The sequence below is a fragment of the Paraburkholderia sp. BL9I2N2 genome (assembly GCF_004339745.1).
Taxonomy (GTDB): Bacteria; Pseudomonadota; Gammaproteobacteria; order Burkholderiales; family Burkholderiaceae; genus Paraburkholderia.
Genome location: NZ_SMGP01000006.1, coordinates 353,183 through 369,635 on the forward strand (window position 1 = coordinate 353,183; position 16,453 = coordinate 369,635).

15 protein-coding genes and 1 pseudogene are annotated in these 16,453 nt (G+C 60.5%); 15 read left to right on the forward strand and 1 reads right to left on the reverse strand.

What is annotated here, in order from left to right:
• Nucleotides 1-133 precede the first annotated feature (133 nt).
• The 9 genes from B0G74_RS45200 (at nucleotide 134) to B0G74_RS45245 (ending at nucleotide 10,717) form a co-directional block, all read left to right on the forward strand.
• On the forward strand, nucleotides 134-373 hold the full coding sequence (locus B0G74_RS45200) for a hypothetical protein (protein ID WP_132384367.1): 240 nt from the start codon (nucleotides 134-136) through the stop codon (nucleotides 371-373).
• Between the two features lie 293 nt (nucleotides 374-666).
• Entirely contained in the window at nucleotides 667-3,735 is a 3,069-nt protein-coding gene (gene fdnG, locus B0G74_RS45210) for a formate dehydrogenase-N subunit alpha (protein ID WP_165924071.1), read from the forward strand.
• A gap of 9 nt (nucleotides 3,736-3,744) precedes the next feature.
• Nucleotides 3,745-4,668, forward strand: coding sequence for a formate dehydrogenase subunit beta (gene fdxH / locus B0G74_RS45215; protein WP_132384370.1), 924 nt, complete (start codon nucleotides 3,745-3,747; stop codon nucleotides 4,666-4,668).
• Nucleotides 4,655-5,308, forward strand: coding sequence for a formate dehydrogenase subunit gamma (locus B0G74_RS45220; protein ID WP_132384371.1), 654 nt, complete (start codon nucleotides 4,655-4,657; stop codon nucleotides 5,306-5,308). Before fdxH ends, B0G74_RS45220 begins: the two co-directional genes overlap by 14 nt.
• Nucleotides 5,309-5,418: 110 nt before the next feature.
• On the forward strand, nucleotides 5,419-6,357 hold the full coding sequence (gene fdhE / locus B0G74_RS45225; RefSeq protein WP_132384372.1) for a formate dehydrogenase accessory protein FdhE: 939 nt from the start codon (nucleotides 5,419-5,421) through the stop codon (nucleotides 6,355-6,357).
• A 297-nt stretch (nucleotides 6,358-6,654) separates the two neighbouring features.
• On the forward strand, nucleotides 6,655-7,086 hold the full coding sequence (locus B0G74_RS45230; RefSeq protein WP_132384373.1) for a phosphate-starvation-inducible PsiE family protein: 432 nt from the start codon (nucleotides 6,655-6,657) through the stop codon (nucleotides 7,084-7,086).
• A 418-nt stretch (nucleotides 7,087-7,504) separates the two neighbouring features.
• A complete protein-coding gene (locus B0G74_RS45235) occupies nucleotides 7,505-8,623 on the forward strand; it encodes an acyl-CoA dehydrogenase family protein (protein ID WP_132384374.1) in 1,119 nt (372 codons plus the stop codon).
• Between the two features lie 38 nt (nucleotides 8,624-8,661).
• Nucleotides 8,662-9,528, forward strand: a complete 867-nt coding sequence (locus B0G74_RS45240) for a PhnD/SsuA/transferrin family substrate-binding protein (protein WP_132384375.1) — start codon at nucleotides 8,662-8,664, stop codon at nucleotides 9,526-9,528.
• The gene (locus B0G74_RS45245) at nucleotides 9,485-10,717 is read left to right on the forward strand and encodes a ferritin-like domain-containing protein (RefSeq protein WP_132384376.1); all 1,233 of its coding nucleotides are present in this window, start codon (nucleotides 9,485-9,487) and stop codon (nucleotides 10,715-10,717) included. Before B0G74_RS45240 ends, B0G74_RS45245 begins: the two co-directional genes overlap by 44 nt.
• A 411-nt stretch (nucleotides 10,718-11,128) precedes the next feature.
• On the opposite strand, the pseudogene B0G74_RS45250 reads toward B0G74_RS45245, so the two are convergent.
• Nucleotides 11,129-11,584 (reverse strand): annotated as a pseudogene (locus B0G74_RS45250) (transposase); the annotation flags it as partial.
• A 426-nt stretch (nucleotides 11,585-12,010) separates the two neighbouring features.
• Between B0G74_RS45250 and B0G74_RS47630 the strand changes: the two are divergent.
• From B0G74_RS47630 to B0G74_RS45280, 6 genes are all read left to right on the forward strand, one after another.
• The gene (locus B0G74_RS47630) at nucleotides 12,011-12,133 is read left to right on the forward strand and encodes a hypothetical protein (protein ID WP_279388655.1); all 123 of its coding nucleotides are present in this window, start codon (nucleotides 12,011-12,013) and stop codon (nucleotides 12,131-12,133) included.
• 352 nt (nucleotides 12,134-12,485) lie between these two features.
• Nucleotides 12,486-12,752, forward strand: a complete 267-nt coding sequence (locus B0G74_RS45260) for a hypothetical protein (protein ID WP_132384378.1) — start codon at nucleotides 12,486-12,488, stop codon at nucleotides 12,750-12,752.
• 763 nt (nucleotides 12,753-13,515) lie between these two features.
• On the forward strand, nucleotides 13,516-13,833 hold the full coding sequence (locus tag B0G74_RS45265) for a cytochrome b/b6 domain-containing protein (RefSeq protein WP_132384379.1): 318 nt from the start codon (nucleotides 13,516-13,518) through the stop codon (nucleotides 13,831-13,833).
• 174 nt (nucleotides 13,834-14,007) lie between these two features.
• Nucleotides 14,008-15,141 carry a porin gene (locus tag B0G74_RS45270; RefSeq protein ID WP_132384380.1) on the forward strand — a complete coding sequence of 378 codons (1,134 nt, stop codon included), beginning with the start codon at nucleotides 14,008-14,010 and terminating at the stop codon, nucleotides 15,139-15,141.
• Nucleotides 15,142-15,713: 572 nt separating this feature from the next.
• A complete protein-coding gene (gene cueR / locus B0G74_RS45275) occupies nucleotides 15,714-16,109 on the forward strand; it encodes a Cu(I)-responsive transcriptional regulator (protein WP_132384454.1) in 396 nt (131 codons plus the stop codon).
• A gap of 72 nt (nucleotides 16,110-16,181) precedes the next feature.
• Nucleotides 16,182-16,379 carry a heavy-metal-associated domain-containing protein gene (locus tag B0G74_RS45280; RefSeq protein ID WP_132384381.1) on the forward strand — a complete coding sequence of 66 codons (198 nt, stop codon included), beginning with the start codon at nucleotides 16,182-16,184 and terminating at the stop codon, nucleotides 16,377-16,379.
• Nucleotides 16,380-16,453 lie beyond the last annotated feature (74 nt).

The following is a 16,453-nucleotide window of genomic DNA, read 5'->3' on the forward strand; positions in this document are numbered from 1 at the left end:
CCCTCGAGCCATACACACGTATAAGAGCCCCACGCTCGTGGATGACTGCGGCGACCGTTCGTAGAATGGGCTTCTTTGGGTCGTCCGTCTATCCTTATTCCGTGGACGGTGCGTTTTCATTTGAGCGGTGGCCATGTTAGACATTCTGCAAAACTTGATATTTATCGGCAACAACGCGTACGACGAGTACACCTTCGTCCTGTGGCTGAACAGTAACAGTGACCCGCACTTGCATCCCATAATCGTCGATCAAGCCAATCCGGATAAGGACGGCACGATCACCTTTGTGCGTCGAAGCATCGAGACGGACACGTCCTCTTGCAATTCTGCTCTTCCGCCACGTCGACGGCGCTTGGCGCGTGTTGCTACCTGACGTCGAACGCCCGGCGACGAGCGTGTCCTTCATGCAGCACGGTTGGGCCACCTTCAGGCGCGATCACTGATGTGGACTGTACTCGTAAGGGAAGAAGCGAATTGTGTGCTCGCCGGGCGTACGGTGGCCAAGACGATCATGTCTCCATCGTGAAGAGACGGGTCAGCGCGCAATGATTCGAATCGCCGGATGCTTTTCGTTTCGCGGCCTCGGTTGAAACAAGGCCTGGATCGATAAAGGCCGCAGAGTTGTCCTTTTATTATCATTTCCTTACCTATATCGAGGTCTGTCTTATGGTCAACATGACTCGGCGACAGTTTCTCAAGGTGTCGGCGACGACGCTGGCGGGGTCGAGCCTAGCTCTTATGGGCTTCTCACCAACCGCGGCGCTCGCTGAAGTTCGCCAATACAAGCTGGCGCGCACCACAGAGACTCGCAATACGTGTACCTACTGTGCGGTAGGCTGCGGCATTCTGATGTACAGCCTGGGCGACGGCGCGAAAAACGCCAAAGCCAGCATCATCCACATTGAAGGCGACCCGGACCACCCCGTCAATCGCGGGACGCTGTGCCCCAAGGGTGCAAGCCTGCTGGACATCGTCCATAGCGAGAGCCGGATCCTATATCCGGAGTATCGGGCACCCGGCTCCGACAAATGGCAGCGCATTTCCTGGGAAGACGCGCTCGACCGCATCGCGCAGCTCATGAAGCAGGATCGCGATGCCAACTTCATCGAAAAGACCGCCGACGGCAAGACCGTCAACCGCTGGGTGACCACCGGTATGCTCGCCGCTTCGGCTGCCAGCAACGAGGTAGGATATTTAACCCACAAGACTATGCGTAGTCTTGGGACGCTTGCATTCGACAACCAGGCACGTGTCTGACACGGCCCGACGGTGGCAGGTCTTGCCCCGACGTTTGGCCGAGGTGCGATGACGAATCATTGGGTCGATATCAAGAATGCGGACGTCATTCTGGTGATGGGCGGCAACGCAGCCGAGGCGCACCCGTGCGGTTTCAAATGGGTCGTCGAAGCCAAGGCGCATCGCAAAGCACGCCTGATCGTGGTCGACCCGCGCTTTACGCGCACGGCGTCGGTCGCCGACTATTACGCGCCGATCCGTACCGGTACGGACATCGCCTTTCTGGGGGGCATGATCAGTTACCTGCTCACGCATAACAAGGTGCAGCACGAATATGTACGCAACTACACCGATTTCAGCTTCATCGTGCACGAGGATTTCGCGTTCAAGAATGGTCTGTATTCGGGCTACGACGCCGGGAAGCGGCACTACGACAAGACCAGCTGGAACTATGAACTCGGCGATGACGGCTATGTGAAGACCGATCCGACGCTCGCTCATCCGCGCTGCGTGTATCAGCTGATGAAGTCGCATTACTCGCGCTACACGCCTGAGATGGTCGAGAAGATCTGCGGCACGCCGAAGGACAAGTTCCTGCGTGTGTGCGAGATGATGGCCAGCACCGCTGCGCCGGACAAGGCCGGCACCGTGATGTACGCACTCGGTTGGACCCACCACTCGGTCGGCTCGCAAATTATCCGTGCCGGCGCGATGGTGCAGCTCCTGCTGGGCAATATCGGCATCGCCGGCGGCGGCATGAATGCACTGCGCGGCCACTCCAATATCCAGGGCTTCACTGACCTGGGGCTGCTGAGCGAAATGCTGCCGGGATACATGACGCTGCCGTCGGAAGCGGAACAGGACTACGAGCATTACATCGGGCAGCGCGCGCTCAAGCCGTTGCGGCCCAACCAGCTCAGCTACTACCAGAACTATCGCGCCTTCTTCGTCAGCTTCATGAAGTCGTGGTGGGGCGACGCTGCGACGAAGGAAAATAACTGGGGGTACGACTACCTGCCGAAGCTGGACAAATCCTACGATCTGCTTCAGGCGATCGAGCTGATGACCAAGGGGAAGATGACTGGCTATATCTGTCAGGGATTCAACGTCATCGCCTCAGCGCCGGACAAGGCGAAGGTCGTTGACGGCCTGGCCAAGCTGAAGTGGCTCATCGTCATGGACCCGCTAGCGACGGAAACGTCCGAGTTCTGGAAGCACTACGGTGAGTACAACGACACCGATCCGTCCAGGATTCAGACTGAGGTGTTCCGCTTGCCGACCACTTGTTTTGCTGAGGAAAACGGCGCGGTCGTCAGTTCGTCGCGTGTTCTGCAGTGGCACTGGAAGGGCGCGGAACCTCCGGGAGAGGCTCGCAGCGACCTCGAGATCATGGGTGGCATCTTCACGCGCATGCGTGACATGTATCGCAGGGAAGGCGGCAAGTTTCCGGACCCTATCGTCAACCTGAACTGGCCGTATGCGGACCCCGAGAGCCCGCGCCCCGAAGAGCTGGCGCGCGAGTATAACGGCAGTGCGCTGACGGCTGTGACGGATCCGAAGAACCCGACCAGGGTGCTCGCGAAAGCCGGTGAGCAGTTGTCTGGCTTCGATCAACTGCGCGACGACGGTAGCACTGCGAGCGGTTGCTGGATCTTCTGCGGTGCCTGGACTCAGGCCGGTAATCAGATGGCCCGCCGTGACAACAGCGATCCGACCGGCATCGGCAATACGCTGAACTGGGCGTGGGCATGGCCGGCGAACCGCCGAATTATCTACAACCGCGCATCGTGCGATGCCAACGGCAAACCGTTCGATCCGAGTCGCCAGCTGATCAGCTGGAATGGTGCCAGCTGGAACGGCGCTGATATCCCTGACTACAAGGTCGACGAGGCACCTTCGCTCGGCATGGGGCCGTTCACCATGAACCCGGAGGGCGTAGCGCGTTTCTTCGCCCGCGACAGAATGAATGAAGGGCCATTTCCGGAGCACTACGAGCCGTTCGAGACGCCGCTGGGCTACAACCCGTTGTATCCGAACCATCCGAACGTAACCAACAACCCGGTGGCACGCGTATTCCCCGGGGATCGGGCGAACTTCGGCACGGCGGACCAGTTCCCGCACGCGGCAACCACGTACCGCCTCACGGAGCATTTCCACTTCTGGACCAAGCACGCGCGCCTGAACGCGATCGTGCAGCCGGAACAGTTCGTCGAAATCGGCGAGGACCTGGCGCGCGAAGTAGGTGTGGTGGCGGGCGACAAGGTCAAGGTCTCGTCCCAGCGGGGCTTTATCGTCGCGGTCGCGGTGGTGACCAAGCGTATCAAGCCGCTGATCGTGGATGGCAAGAAAGTGCAGACGGTCGGTGTGCCGCTGCATTGGGGGTTCAAAGGCGTTACACGGCCGGGCTATCTCACCAATACGCTTACGCCATCGGTAGGCGACGGCAATACGCAGACCCCGGAATTCAAGTCGTTCCTGGTCAAGGTCGAGAAGGCTTAAGGAGAAAACGTGGCACTGCAATCTCTCGATATCAAACGCCTGTCGGCCACCACGGTCCCTCCGCCTGGGGACCGTGAGCCTGTCACGGGCACCGTCGCCAAGCTGATCGACGTGTCGAAGTGCATTGGCTGCAAGGCGTGTCAGACCGCCTGCATGGAATGGAACGATCTGCGCGATGAAGTCGGCGTGAACGTCGGCGTCTACGACAACCCGGCCGATCTGACCGAGCATTCGTGGACCGTCATGCGTTTCTCCGAATACGAGAACAGCGCAGGCGATCTCGAGTGGCTGATCCGCAAGGACGGCTGCATGCACTGCGATGATCCGGGCTGCCTGAAGGCTTGTCCGGCGCCTGGCGCGATCGTGCAGTACACGAACGGCATCGTGGATTTCCACGAGGAAAACTGCATTGGCTGCGGCTATTGCATAACCGGTTGCCCGTTCAACGTGCCGCGCATTTCGAAGAAGGACCATCGTGCGTATAAGTGCACGCTGTGTTCGGATCGCGTCGCGGTCGGCCAGGAACCGGCTTGCGTGAAGACCTGCCCGACGGGCGCGATCATGTTCGGCACCAAGGACGACATGCACCAGCAGGCCGCGGACCGAATCGAGGATCTGAAGGAGCGCGGTTTCCGGAACGCCGGTCTGTACGATCCGATAGGTGTCGGCGGCACGCACGTCATGTACGTGCTGCATCACGCCGACCAGCCGTCGCTCTATCACGGTCTGCCGACGAATCCGCGGATCAGCCCGATGGTGCGGGTCTGGAAAGGCATCGCCAAGCCGCTCGGGCTCGCTGTGCTGGCGGCAACGGCGGTAGCGGGCTTCTTCCACTTCACCCGGATCGGCCCGAACGAAGTCGAGGAGTCCGACGAACAGGCCGCACGTGACGAGACGAACCGTGAAAAGGAGCACGCCGATGAGCAAGCATGATATCCAACACGGCGAACTGATCGAGCGCTACAACGCCAACGAGCGCAGCAACCACTGGGTCACCGCGATCAGCTTCGTGCTGCTCGCGCTGTCCGGGCTCGCGATGTTCCATCCGGCGATGTTCTGGCTGTCCGCGCTGTTCGGCGGCGGCCAGTGGATGCGGATCCTCCACCCCTTCATCGGGGTGGTGATGTTCGTTTCCTTTGCGGGTCTGGTGTGGCGCTTCTGGCATCACAACCTCATCGATCGCGGTGATATCCAGTGGCTCACGCAGATCGGCGATGTGCTGACCAATCGCGAGGACAAGCTGCCCGAAGTCGGTCAATATAACGCCGGCCAGAAGATGCTGTTTTTTACGTTGCTCCCCTGCATGGTGGCGTTGATGCTGACCGGCATCGTGGTCTGGCGGCGCTACTTCTCGGCGTACTTTCCGATCGACATCATCCGCTTTTCGGTCCTGATTCACGCGGCGGCGGCCTTCGTGCTGATCGCGGGGATCATTGTCCATATCTACGCGGCGATCTGGATCAAAGGCACGATGGGCGCGATGCTGCATGGCACCGTGACGCCCGGTTGGGCGCGCAGGCATCATCCGCGCTGGTTCCGAGCCATTATCAAATCGTCAACGCGTAACCACTAGCACGGGGCCTTGGACACCGGGCGTTATGCGCGGCGTCCGAGCCGACGACACGATCCACCGCGGGCCGACACCAGAATGGATGGCGACCTGCCTTTTTTGCGAGGGTTAATGTGCAAACCTTTCTCGAACCTCGCGAGATCCTGACGCTCGATCGCTCGGCAATTCCTCGAATACGGCTGCCGCGGCGCGGCGAGCTATTCGCCGGGCGCGCGCAGCGTCTGCGCACGCTGGCGACGGAGAGCCATCCTATCGGCGACTACCTGCGACTGATGGCCGACCTGGCACAAGCCCAACACGAGATACTCGCCCGATTCACCGCGCGTGCGGTCGATCCTTCGTCGATTGCGCGTGCCCAGCAACACTCGATGCCTATCCTGCCGGCACGCACAGGCGAGCGTGATCCGGCCTGGCGGGAGGTCCTGGAATCGCTGCTGTCGCGCCTCGAAGCGAGCAGCGAGATCGCACCGCCGCTCGCCGCAGCGGTCGCGCGGCTGCGAGCACTCGATGACAGCGCGCTTGAACGCGAGGCCGATGCACTGCTCAGGCCGGGCGGCGAAGTTCTCGATAATGCGGGCGGGCCGTTTATCATGGCGGCGCTGCAAGTGCTCTGGACCGATCAGGCAAGCCGCTTGACGGTGGACCAGGTGCCCTACCTCGACACGGTCGGCCTGTGCCCTGTCTGCGGTTCGCACCCGGTCGCGAGCGTGGTGCGCGTGGGCGGGGCCAACCAGGGTTACCGGTTCGTCGCGTGCGGGCTGTGCGGTACCGAATCGCACGTGGTGCGCGTCAAGTGCACGCACTGCGACTCGACGCAGGGCATCGCCTACCACGCGATCGACGGCCGTCCGGACTGGGCCAAGGCCGAGTCATGCGAAGCGTGTCACACCTACCGAAAGATCTTCTATCAGGACAAGGAATTCGGCGTCGAACCGTTCGCCGACGACCTCGTGAGCCTGCCGCTCGACCTGTTAGTGAACGAAGCCGGCTATCGCCGGCCCGCGCCGCACCCCTTCTTGTGGCCGGCTGCCGGGCAGGACGACGACGCATGAGCAAGGCCGGCTAGCAGCAGCCCGCACCGGTGCTGGCGGGATGCGAGAGGCGCGCGGCGCAAATGCTGGGCCACCAGACCAGGGACGCAGTCGGTCAAGGGCGCGCTCTGGCTGATCCGGCGGGGGCTAGTGGTCCGTGTGCATCCATCGACACCGATCGTTGGCAATTCTTTGAACCGCGCGATGTGCGCCGTAGCGGTGCTTTCTGGTGTCCGGCATGGCATCGGTGCAATATTTCGCGCCGCTACAGTCTCGTTACTGTCTGAGGACATGCCGGTAATACAAGGAGCTTCATGGATGAAGTATGAAAGTGCTCTACAAAAGAGCATCAGGAAGTGGCTTGATCAGTTGATGGAGATGGCGGAACTGCTCGGCTTGCTGGTCATCGGCATTGCAACCGCGCTGGCGATGGGCTATCTGGTCTGGAAGATGGCGCACTCCGATGGCGTCACGCTGACCGATCTGCTGTTGATGTTTCTATACCTTGAAGTATTCGCGATGGTCGGGCAATACTTGAAAGCGGGACAATTGCCAGTGCGCTTTCCGCTTTACATTGCCATGGTCTCGATCGCGCGGGACCTGATCCTGCGCGCGGGCGGGAATACCGAATTGCATCTTGTCGCGTCGGCCGGGGCAATCGTGCTACTGGCGGTGGGTGTGCTGCTGCTCCGCTACGGGCAGTATAGGTATCCGAACAACCGACCGGGCGAGCGAGACGATAGTGCCTAATGAGCTCTCGCTGAGCGCTGGCGCCTGATCGTGCGGTCGGGTGGCGGCGCATTGCTACGCTGCCGCCACATAGGAACGGAGCGTGCGACTTGCACCGCTCCGCTCGAGCCTTTCGAAGCCCCATGATACCCACCGGTGTCCGATCTGAGAATCCGCGGACGCGGGCAATGCCAAGGCAGTCCGGATCCAGTAGCTGCGTTATGCGAAAGTCACAAACCTCGTGTGATAATCGCGTGGCTCGTATGGCTTCACAGCCGCCGGGCTTTCACCATTTGCGGGAGTCGTTGTTGCAGGTCTGCATGCGACGGATGCGCCTGGGGGCCACTTGCTGGACCCGGACAGGTTCGCGCCATCGGCGCGACCGCGCATCGACATGGCGAGGCAACGTTCCAGCCCATATAGCACGGGAGCCCCATCGATGGCGCATATCGACGCGCTGAATCGTATCGTCAGCACCGTAATTTCCCCCGTCTCCCGCGATATCGACCAACTCGCCAACTTTCCACGCGCTGCGCTCGATGCGCTTGGCCAGTCCGGTCTGCTGGGCCTTTTCAGCGCACCCGAAGTGGGCGGCATGGGGCTCGGACTGGATGAAGCTTCCCAGGTGGTCGAGTGCATCGCGCAGGAATGTCCGTCGACAGCGATGGTTCTGACCATGCACTACGTGGGAAGCGTGCTGATCGAAAAGTACGGCCCCGTGGACGTGCGCCGCGCGATAGCCGAAGGCCGGCACCTGACGACACTCGCATGGTCCGAACCCGGCTCGCGAAGCCACTTCTGGGCGCCGCTTGGCACCGCCCGGCCCGACGGCAACGGCGTCGTGCTTAACGGCAGCAAGAGCATGGTCACGTCGGCCGGAGAAGCCGATTCGTACATCTGGTCGTCGCGACCGATAGCCGGCGTCGAGAGCGCGAGTACGCTGTGGCTGGTCGACACCCGCCTCGCAGGGCTGTCCAGCCCGCAGCCGTTCGACGGGCTCGGCCTGCGTGGCAACGCGTCCGCCCCCGTGCGCGCGGAAAACGTCACGGTGCCGGCCACCGCGATGATCGGTACGGACGGTACAGGCGGCGACGTCATGCACAGCGACGCTCTGCCGGTCTTCGCGACGCTGTCGGCGTCGGTGTCGATCGGTCTCATGGAAGGCGCGCTGCAGCGTGCGGTAACGCACGTCACCAGCAGCCGCTTTGCCGAAAGCGGCAGCACGCTCGCCGAGTTGCCCACGGTGCGCGCGTACCTGGCCCGCGCGCGCATTCGCGCGAGCCAGGCCCGCACGCTGCGTGACGATACGCTCGCTGCCGTGAAAGACGGCCGTGTCGACACACTGCAACGCGTGCTCGAAGGAAAGGCTGCGGCTGGCGAAGCCGCGCTCGAAGTCACCGACATCGCGATGCGCGTGTGCGGCGGCGCGGCCTTCCGCAAGGAAGCCGGCATCGAGCGCCTGTTCCGCGATGCTCGTGCTGCCTCCGTGATGGCGCCCACATCGGACGTACTGTACGACCTGATTGGCCGCCTGATGTGTGACATGCCGCTGGCCTGAGCGCTGAACGACAAACCCGAAACTTTGGAAATAGCGCCATGACTACGCAAGAACCTCTGATGCTCGGCGCAGTTGCCTACGCACCGAAGGTCGTCACGATCTGGGAAGGCTTCCGCGCCTGGTTTGCCGAACGCGGTCTTGCGTTCGACTTTCTGCTGTACTCGAACTACGAACGACAGGTCGAAGCACAGTTCGCCGGCGACATCGCGCTGGCCTGGAACTCACCGCTCGCGTGGGTGCGTGCCGAACGCATGGCGCGAACGCGCGGCGAAACGGTGAGCGCGCTTGCAATGCGCGACACGGATATCGATCTGCACTCGGTGCTGGTCGTGCCGACGGCGAGCGCGGTGCAGGAACTGGCCGAACTGCGCGGCAAGACAATAGGTTTCGGCGCCATCGATTCGCCGCAGGCCACGCTGATTCCACTGGACCATCTGCGTCACACGGGCGGCCTTGTCGCCGGGCGCGACTATGAAGCGCGCCGGTTCGACGTGCTGGCCGGCAAGCACGGCGATCACATCGGCGGCGAGCGTGACGCTGCCAATGCGCTGGTACGCGGCGAGATCGACGCGACGTGGATGGTGGCGGCGAACTACCGGGGCTTTGCAAATGAGGGTACCTTGCCGACGGGCGGCACGCGCATCGTCGCCACGACCGGGGCATTCGACCACTGCAACATGACCGTGAGCCCAGGAGCGCCTCAAGAGGCTGTGCGCCGCTTCGGCGAAATCCTGCTCGCGATGGGCTGGAACGATCCAGCCGTGCGCCCGCTGCTCGACCTGGAAGGGCTGAAGGTATGGAAGCCCGGCCGTGCGAGCGGCTATGCACTGCTGGACCGGGCCGTTACGGAAGAAGGCTTCTATGACGAACAAGGCCGTATTGTCGAGCGCGACTATCGATATTGAGGCGCTCGGCTTCGACGCCGGTGCGCATCTGCCGGTCAGGCACGCGCTGACGTCGCTCGCGCCCGGCGAGGAGCTGCGCGTAACGGGAACCGCGCCGGGCTGGGAAGTGCAACTGGACGAATGGTGCCGCAGCCAGGGACATGCGTTGCGTTGGGAAGCCGGCGCGGCGCGTCAGGGCGAGCGCCGCTTCGCATGCATAGAACGCGGCGCCGAATACGGGCGTTGGCGTGGGGCGTCGCATACCGGGCATAGTGACCCGCGCGCACCGGATGCGCTCGCCGTGCGTGCCGCACGCGGCTGGGGACTCGCCGCACGGGGCGCGCACGTCGAGACCGGTTCGCCCGCGTTCGCATTCCGGCTCGATTGCAAGGATGAAGTCTGGGCGGACAACGCGGCCGAGTTCTATAAGCAGGCGGCCGCAGCGCAATGGAACCCCGACGAGGCGATCGACTGGGATGTGCCATTCGACAATCCGCCGCCCGTCGAGGCCGCGGTCGTGCAGATCATGACTTATATGGTCGAGAACGAAAACGCGGCGCTCGTCGTGCCGGCGCGGTTTCTCGGTCAATTGCATCCGCGCTACCGCGAACTTCAGGCCGCCCTTGCGATTCAGATAGCGGACGAAGCACGGCACGTCGAAGTGTTCACGCGCCGCATTCGGCATAAAGGCCACGAACCTCTGCTGTCGACGGCGGGAGGGCAAACCTCGCTGAAGAGCCTGCTGGACGAGCCGGATTTTTCCGTTGCGAGCTTCCTGCTATCGGTACTCGGTGAAGGTACGTTCGTTACGCTTCTGCAGTTCCTCCAGACTGACGGTCCTGACCCACTTACGCGTCAGATCGCGCGTCTTCTCGTACGGGATGAAGCACGCCATGTCGCGCTTGGCATGTCTCATCTGCTGTACCGTGTCGCGCGAGAACCGGAGCTTCGGGTGCGGCTTGCACAGGCGATCGAACATCGTCATGACGCGCTGGCCGCCGCGGGGGGCCTTAACGAAGAAGTATTCGATGCGCTCATACTTGTTGCAGCCCGAGAACTGACACCGGGCGCCGCCGCGCACGGCTACGCGCGGGTGCAGCAGTTGCTGCGCGATATGGCCGACGGCCGCTATACCCGGCTCGTGCGCCTCGGCTTCGAACGAGCTCAGGCGCAGGAGCTTGCGTCACTGCACACGCGGAACTTCATGTAGTTTCTTGCTTGCCAATCCCCGTGCCGCGTGCGTTGCCATCCTGCCTGGAGGTCTGGCGCCGAGACGTTGAGCGACACGCTCGCCCATCAGGATGGGCCTCCGGCATTGTGAAATTCAAAGTGGCTCCTGCAAGGTTCGAAGACTCAACGCGGGCACTATGGAAGTTCGAGCATGCAACGAGTCCGTCGACACCGTCCGAGCGGAAGGCCAAAACATCATTGGTGAATGTCTCGTGTTGGTCCGGGACCGGACGGTCGCAAAATCTGTTTGAGTGGCTCGAGCTGGCCGAGGGTGTGTGGAAACTGTTTTCTTATCGCTGAAGGCGAGTTCGCCAGCCTGGCTAATCGGGATTGGTAGATCGGGTTCGCACTAACGTAACTTCGCAAGTGCAAAAAAAAGCCCCTCAGGGCCTTAGGTTTCAGCCATCCTCATCGCCTTTATTGTCGCGCCAACCCCAAGTATATTCATGACGCGCTTCAGGTTGTAGGCCAATACCTGAAGACTCATTTCAGTGCTCACCCTCCCGAGCGTCCGGGTCAGGAAGTGCGTGGCACCCATCCAGTGCTTGAGCGTACCAAATACATGCTCAACGGTACTCCTGCGGAGGGTCATTGCATCTGGCTTCCGCTCGAGCCGACGCTGCATGGCTTCCAGTATGTGTTCGTGCTCCCATCGTCGGATGCGACGATAGTCGCTGGGAGAACATCTCTCCTTGAGATGGCAACGCGGGCAGGCACTGGGCCAGTAGGCCTGCAGAGTCATGTCATGCTCAACGGTTGTGAATCGACGAATTGCACGCTCGCCAGCAGGGCATCGATATTCGTCGTTCCTCGCAACGTAGACGAAGTCTCGCTTGGTAAAGAGACCCAACAGCTCGCCTTGCGGCTCATTGAGACGGTGATGCCGCGTGCGGGAGGACCTTGCGGTACTCGTTTGCCGCATGCAAGTACGCCGCGCCGAATATACACATGCGTCGTTTTATCGTCGTAGGAGGAGAGGCAGGGGGGCTGCAGCTTCCTGGATGCATCGAGGTATCCAAACGTATGAGCGCGCTATGCTCGCGGAGGACCGCAGTGACCGTTCGTAGAATGGTTTTCTTTGGGTCGTCCGTCTACCCTGCTTCCATGGAGTTCGCGATTTCATTTGTGTGGTAGGCATATTAGACGTTCTGCATAACTTAATTTGTATCGATATCAACGCGTACGACGAGTACAAATTCGTCCCCTGGCTGAATAAGACCGTGCACCGCCGGACTGTTGACCTTAGCCGCATCTGTATCAAGTGAGGGCCACGATGAGCACGAAGGCAAGAGATTTGGTCGAGCTGCACCGAGATGATCCGACGTCGGCAGAACTGCGGAAGATGGCCGCGAACATCATCGCCGTCGGCGTCGCAGATCAACGCGAGGGCTGCTGACATGAACGCGTTCGAAAGGTGGCGCTCCCGACCGATGCAGGTCCGTGTCCTGGATCGCTGCGATGAATGTGGCGAGTTGAAGGAAGACGTCCAGAAGCGTGTGAACTATCGGCCAAATATTACCGCCGTCTGCTGTGCGAAGTGCTTCGCCGAAATGACCGGCGATTGGAGCGGATGTGCAGCGCGGCAGGAGCCAACGATGACTTGAATGATCGTGACTGCGGGCCTGTCCGCATTGGGGCATTCGCAGGATCATGCGGGGTCACTCCTTTGGCGATAATTCCTATCACCATTGCGTTTGGGCGCTGAAATTCAGGGGAGGGCGGTTTGCGCTCGACACACTGGGGGTTCTTTGGACGACTTGCTCGATGACGATATTGCACGCGAACTGGCCGAACGGATGAAACTGTTCGTCTTCGCGACCGACCTCCCTGTAAGTCGCTTGTCGCGCGACATGGCCGAAGTCGAACGCTTCGAGACTACTGCGGGGCCGCTCACGCCGGCTGCGGCGGCAATCGTCGACGGTGCGGTGCGGATCCGGGGGAGACCTTCTTTTTTGGGAGGCTGGCGCATATCTCGCCTCGGCGATGGCCAAGGGCGGCCCGATTGCAGCAACTGAACCTTTCATCCTCATGATGAAGGACGTTCCTGGAGCGCCCTGATAGCCGGGACGGGCGACGCGTTCAAGGCCGTTTTTGCAAAATATCCGAAGGTCTATCTCGCGAAAACCAGAAAACTGCTGAAGCAATATTCAGCGGGGCGCATCGATAACGAGGATGCGCTGGCTGACAACCTTGAGCAGGCACAGAGCCTCCCGGTATCCGGATAACGCTGGAGGCAGAAGTACCTGATGAAGTTCCTGTCGTGGGGCATGAGAAGGAAGATGATGAAGAAGATTAGATACCCCCGCTTCACCACCATCGAGTTGTGGGTCCTCGCCATCTCCATCATCACCGCAGCTGGACTACAGAGATGAGTGTACCCGCCTATGGTCCCACCAATGCACGCATCATGATCGTAGGCGAAGCCCCGGCGAGAACGAAGTAGAGAAGGGTAGGCCCTTCGTTGGCTACTCGGGGCAACTCCTGACTACCTGTCCGGTCCAGTCCAGGCTAATACACATTACTGCTTCATCACGAAAGTGTGCAGGGAACGTCCACCTGGTAATGACATAGAGTTTGTGAAGGACCTTGCTGAACTACTTCCCCGACATGCCTACGACTGATCCCCCAAGCTGAGGTAGAGATGCTGTGACAGGCAACCTTTCCTCGTCTGCCGGGATCTCAAAGGATACATATCATGACTTCGTCTTCGTCTTCGTCTTCGTCTTCGTCTCGGACTCGAGATCCCAATGCACATCCTCAGCCTCGATTGCCAGCCGAATGGCTGCCCGCGACGACCATGCCCGATACGGCAGCTTCGCGATCGCCCTCCACTGGATCACAGCCGCGCTGCTGCTGGTTCAATTCGTCCTCGCTCATAGCTGGGGAGTCGCGCCGAAGCCGACGCGCCATCTCATGATCGCGACTCACATGTCCTTCGGTATTGCGTTGACGGCTGTGCTCGTCATGCGCAAGCTAAATCGGCTCGATTCGTCGATCGCAGCAGACATAGGCGCATTGAGCAGCCGAGCGACTCGTGTAGCGGCTCCTTCGATCATCGTTTATAAAATCTTTGCAAAAAGGGAGCAACTCTTTTGATGAACCGCGATGGCAGTCCCCATAAAATCGCCAGACTGACGGTAAGGAAGCGAACCCCATTCAATGGATGGCCCGCCTTACCGCTACGAAAGGCCCTTCGTTGAACATGCATTTTTTCGAGATCGTGCTCACACCTCCCGACTCTCTGTTGGGCATTTCATGGAGTATATGTAAGTGAAAAAGAATACCATCGTGGCGGCAGCTTTGTCTGTCTGCGCCGTCGCGGCCCATGCGCAAAGCAGCGTCACCCTATATGGACTGATCGATACAGGTATCGTTTATACGAATAACCAAGGTGGCAGCAGCGCATGGCAGGAACAAAGCAGCATGCTGTCGAACGAAGTATGGGGTCTGAGGGGCAGCGAAGACCTCGGCGGCGGTCTGCATGTAATCTTCCGTCTCGAAAACGGGTTCAACATCCAAAACGGCAAGACCACCTACTCGGGCACAATGTTCGGCCGTCAGGCTTATGTCGGTGTGCAGAGCGACAACTATGGAACGCTCACGCTCGGCCGGCAGTATGACGCCGTGGTCGATAATCTCGGACCGATCGCACTGGCGAACAACGGGGACGGAAACAACCTGGCCGCGCATCCGTTCGATAATGACAACGTGGACGATTCGTTCTATATCAACAATTCGGTCAAGTACGTGAGCCCGACGTATCAAGGGTTGCAGGCCGAGGCACTGTACGGCTTGAGCAATGCGGCTGGCGGCTTTTCGAATAATCGCGCCTATAGCTTTGGCGTGACGTACAACAACGGTCCGATCAATCTCGCGGCTGCTTACCTCCAGCTGAATAACGGTGCGTCTAACAGTACCGGGGCACTGTCGAACAACGACTTCGTAAACTTCCCCGCAGCGCGGCAGCGCGTGATGGGTGTCGGCGGCAATTACACGATCGGACCGGCGATGGTCGGCTTGCTGTGGACGCACACCTTGTTCGACAATACGCAACCCGGTGCGAACTCAGTGATCCTGCAGTCATTCGACACCCTGCACTTCGATAACTACGAAGTTAACGTGCACTATACGGTGACCCCTGCGATCTCGCTCGCCGGCGCGTACACCTTCACTCAAGGCGCCTTTGCTGGCGCCACCGGTTCGGCGGACCCGAAGTGGCATCAAGTGACCCTGATGGCAGATTACTCGTTCAGCAAGCGCACCGATGTCTATGTCGAGGGTGTCTATCAACACGCATACGGGGCTGCCGGCTCTGCGTTCGAGGGTGCATTTATTAATGGCTTGTCGCAGGCTTCAACAGGCAATCAGGTTGCCGCGACTGTGGGCATTCGGACGCGCTTCTAGTCGGCGCAGCGCTTAGTCAGATTAGACACTCGTCGCGACATCGGCGCATCGCCCGGCCACCCGGTATCGATGTGCCGACGTATTGCTCCAGCGCTTTCGGCCAACGCGGCTCAGCTGTTCAGCTTCATTAGCGCAAACCCTGTCGGTTTCTGGTTCCATGTCTACTCCTGGAGTCGGCCTTGTCTGTGTGAGGAGAAGGGAGTGAAAGCGCAGGGAGCAACGGCCCATCAACTGCTAACAGTAACGATTCGTGGGTGCAGACACTCGGGACGCGTCCGAGGCCGCGACACTTTACCTGCCAGTTTCGGCCGACCGTCTTGCTCCAGCCGAAGGTCCAGTCGATAGAACTACGCGACACGGCGGACTTTGCCGCGCCATGCCGAGCCGATCGCTTGGCGCCGCCTCCAACGCAAAGCGATAAGAGCACCGGCGGCTCGCCCGATCCTCGATCCGCGTATCAAGGCCATCGTCGCACCATCAAATCCTGCTCAACAAGGCTTGACCTTCCCATTGCGGGAAGGTTGAAACTTGACCGTGATGGCCGGTGGGCCGCTGTCCAGAGGGAGCTCGACATGAATATTGGTGAAGTCGCGAAGGCATCCGGCGTTTCGGCCAAGATGATTCGCCACTACGAGGGAGCCGGCCTGATTCAGGCTGCCACGCGGACGGAATCGAACTATCGCGTGTACACGCACAAGGACGTGGAGGTGCTGCGCTTCGTCAGGCAAGCCCGCCGGCTCGGATTCTCGATGAAGCAGATTTCTGTATTGCTGGGCCTGTGGCAGGACCGAAGCCGGTCCAGTAACGAGGTCAAAAAGCTCGCGAAGGAGCACATCGCCGAGTTGGGCCTGCGTATCCGGGAAATGACGGAAATGAGAGACACGCTGAAGCATCTGGCGGACCACTGCAGGGGCGACTCCCGTCCGGAATGCCCGATTCTGGAAGAACTGGCCGGTCAAAAACATTAGTTGCAACGCTTGACCTTCCAACGGTTGGAATGTCGATACTGGAATTGCTCACAACAGAATGGAGTTTTCAAAATGGAACTGGAAGTCAAAGACATGACCTGCGGGCATTGCGCGGGTGTCATCACGAAAGCGGTAAAGGAGATCGACACACAGGCGGAGGTGGACATCGACGTTGCGACCAAGACGGTACGCATCGAGTCCGCGCACAGTGCCAACGACTTTTTGTCGGCCATCCAGGAAGCAGGGTACACCCCTGCTGTTCGCGCTTGACCCTCTTGCCGGCGTAGCGCCGGTCCCTCAGTCCTCAACGGCCGCACTCACCGGTGCGGCCTTCAAACAAGACC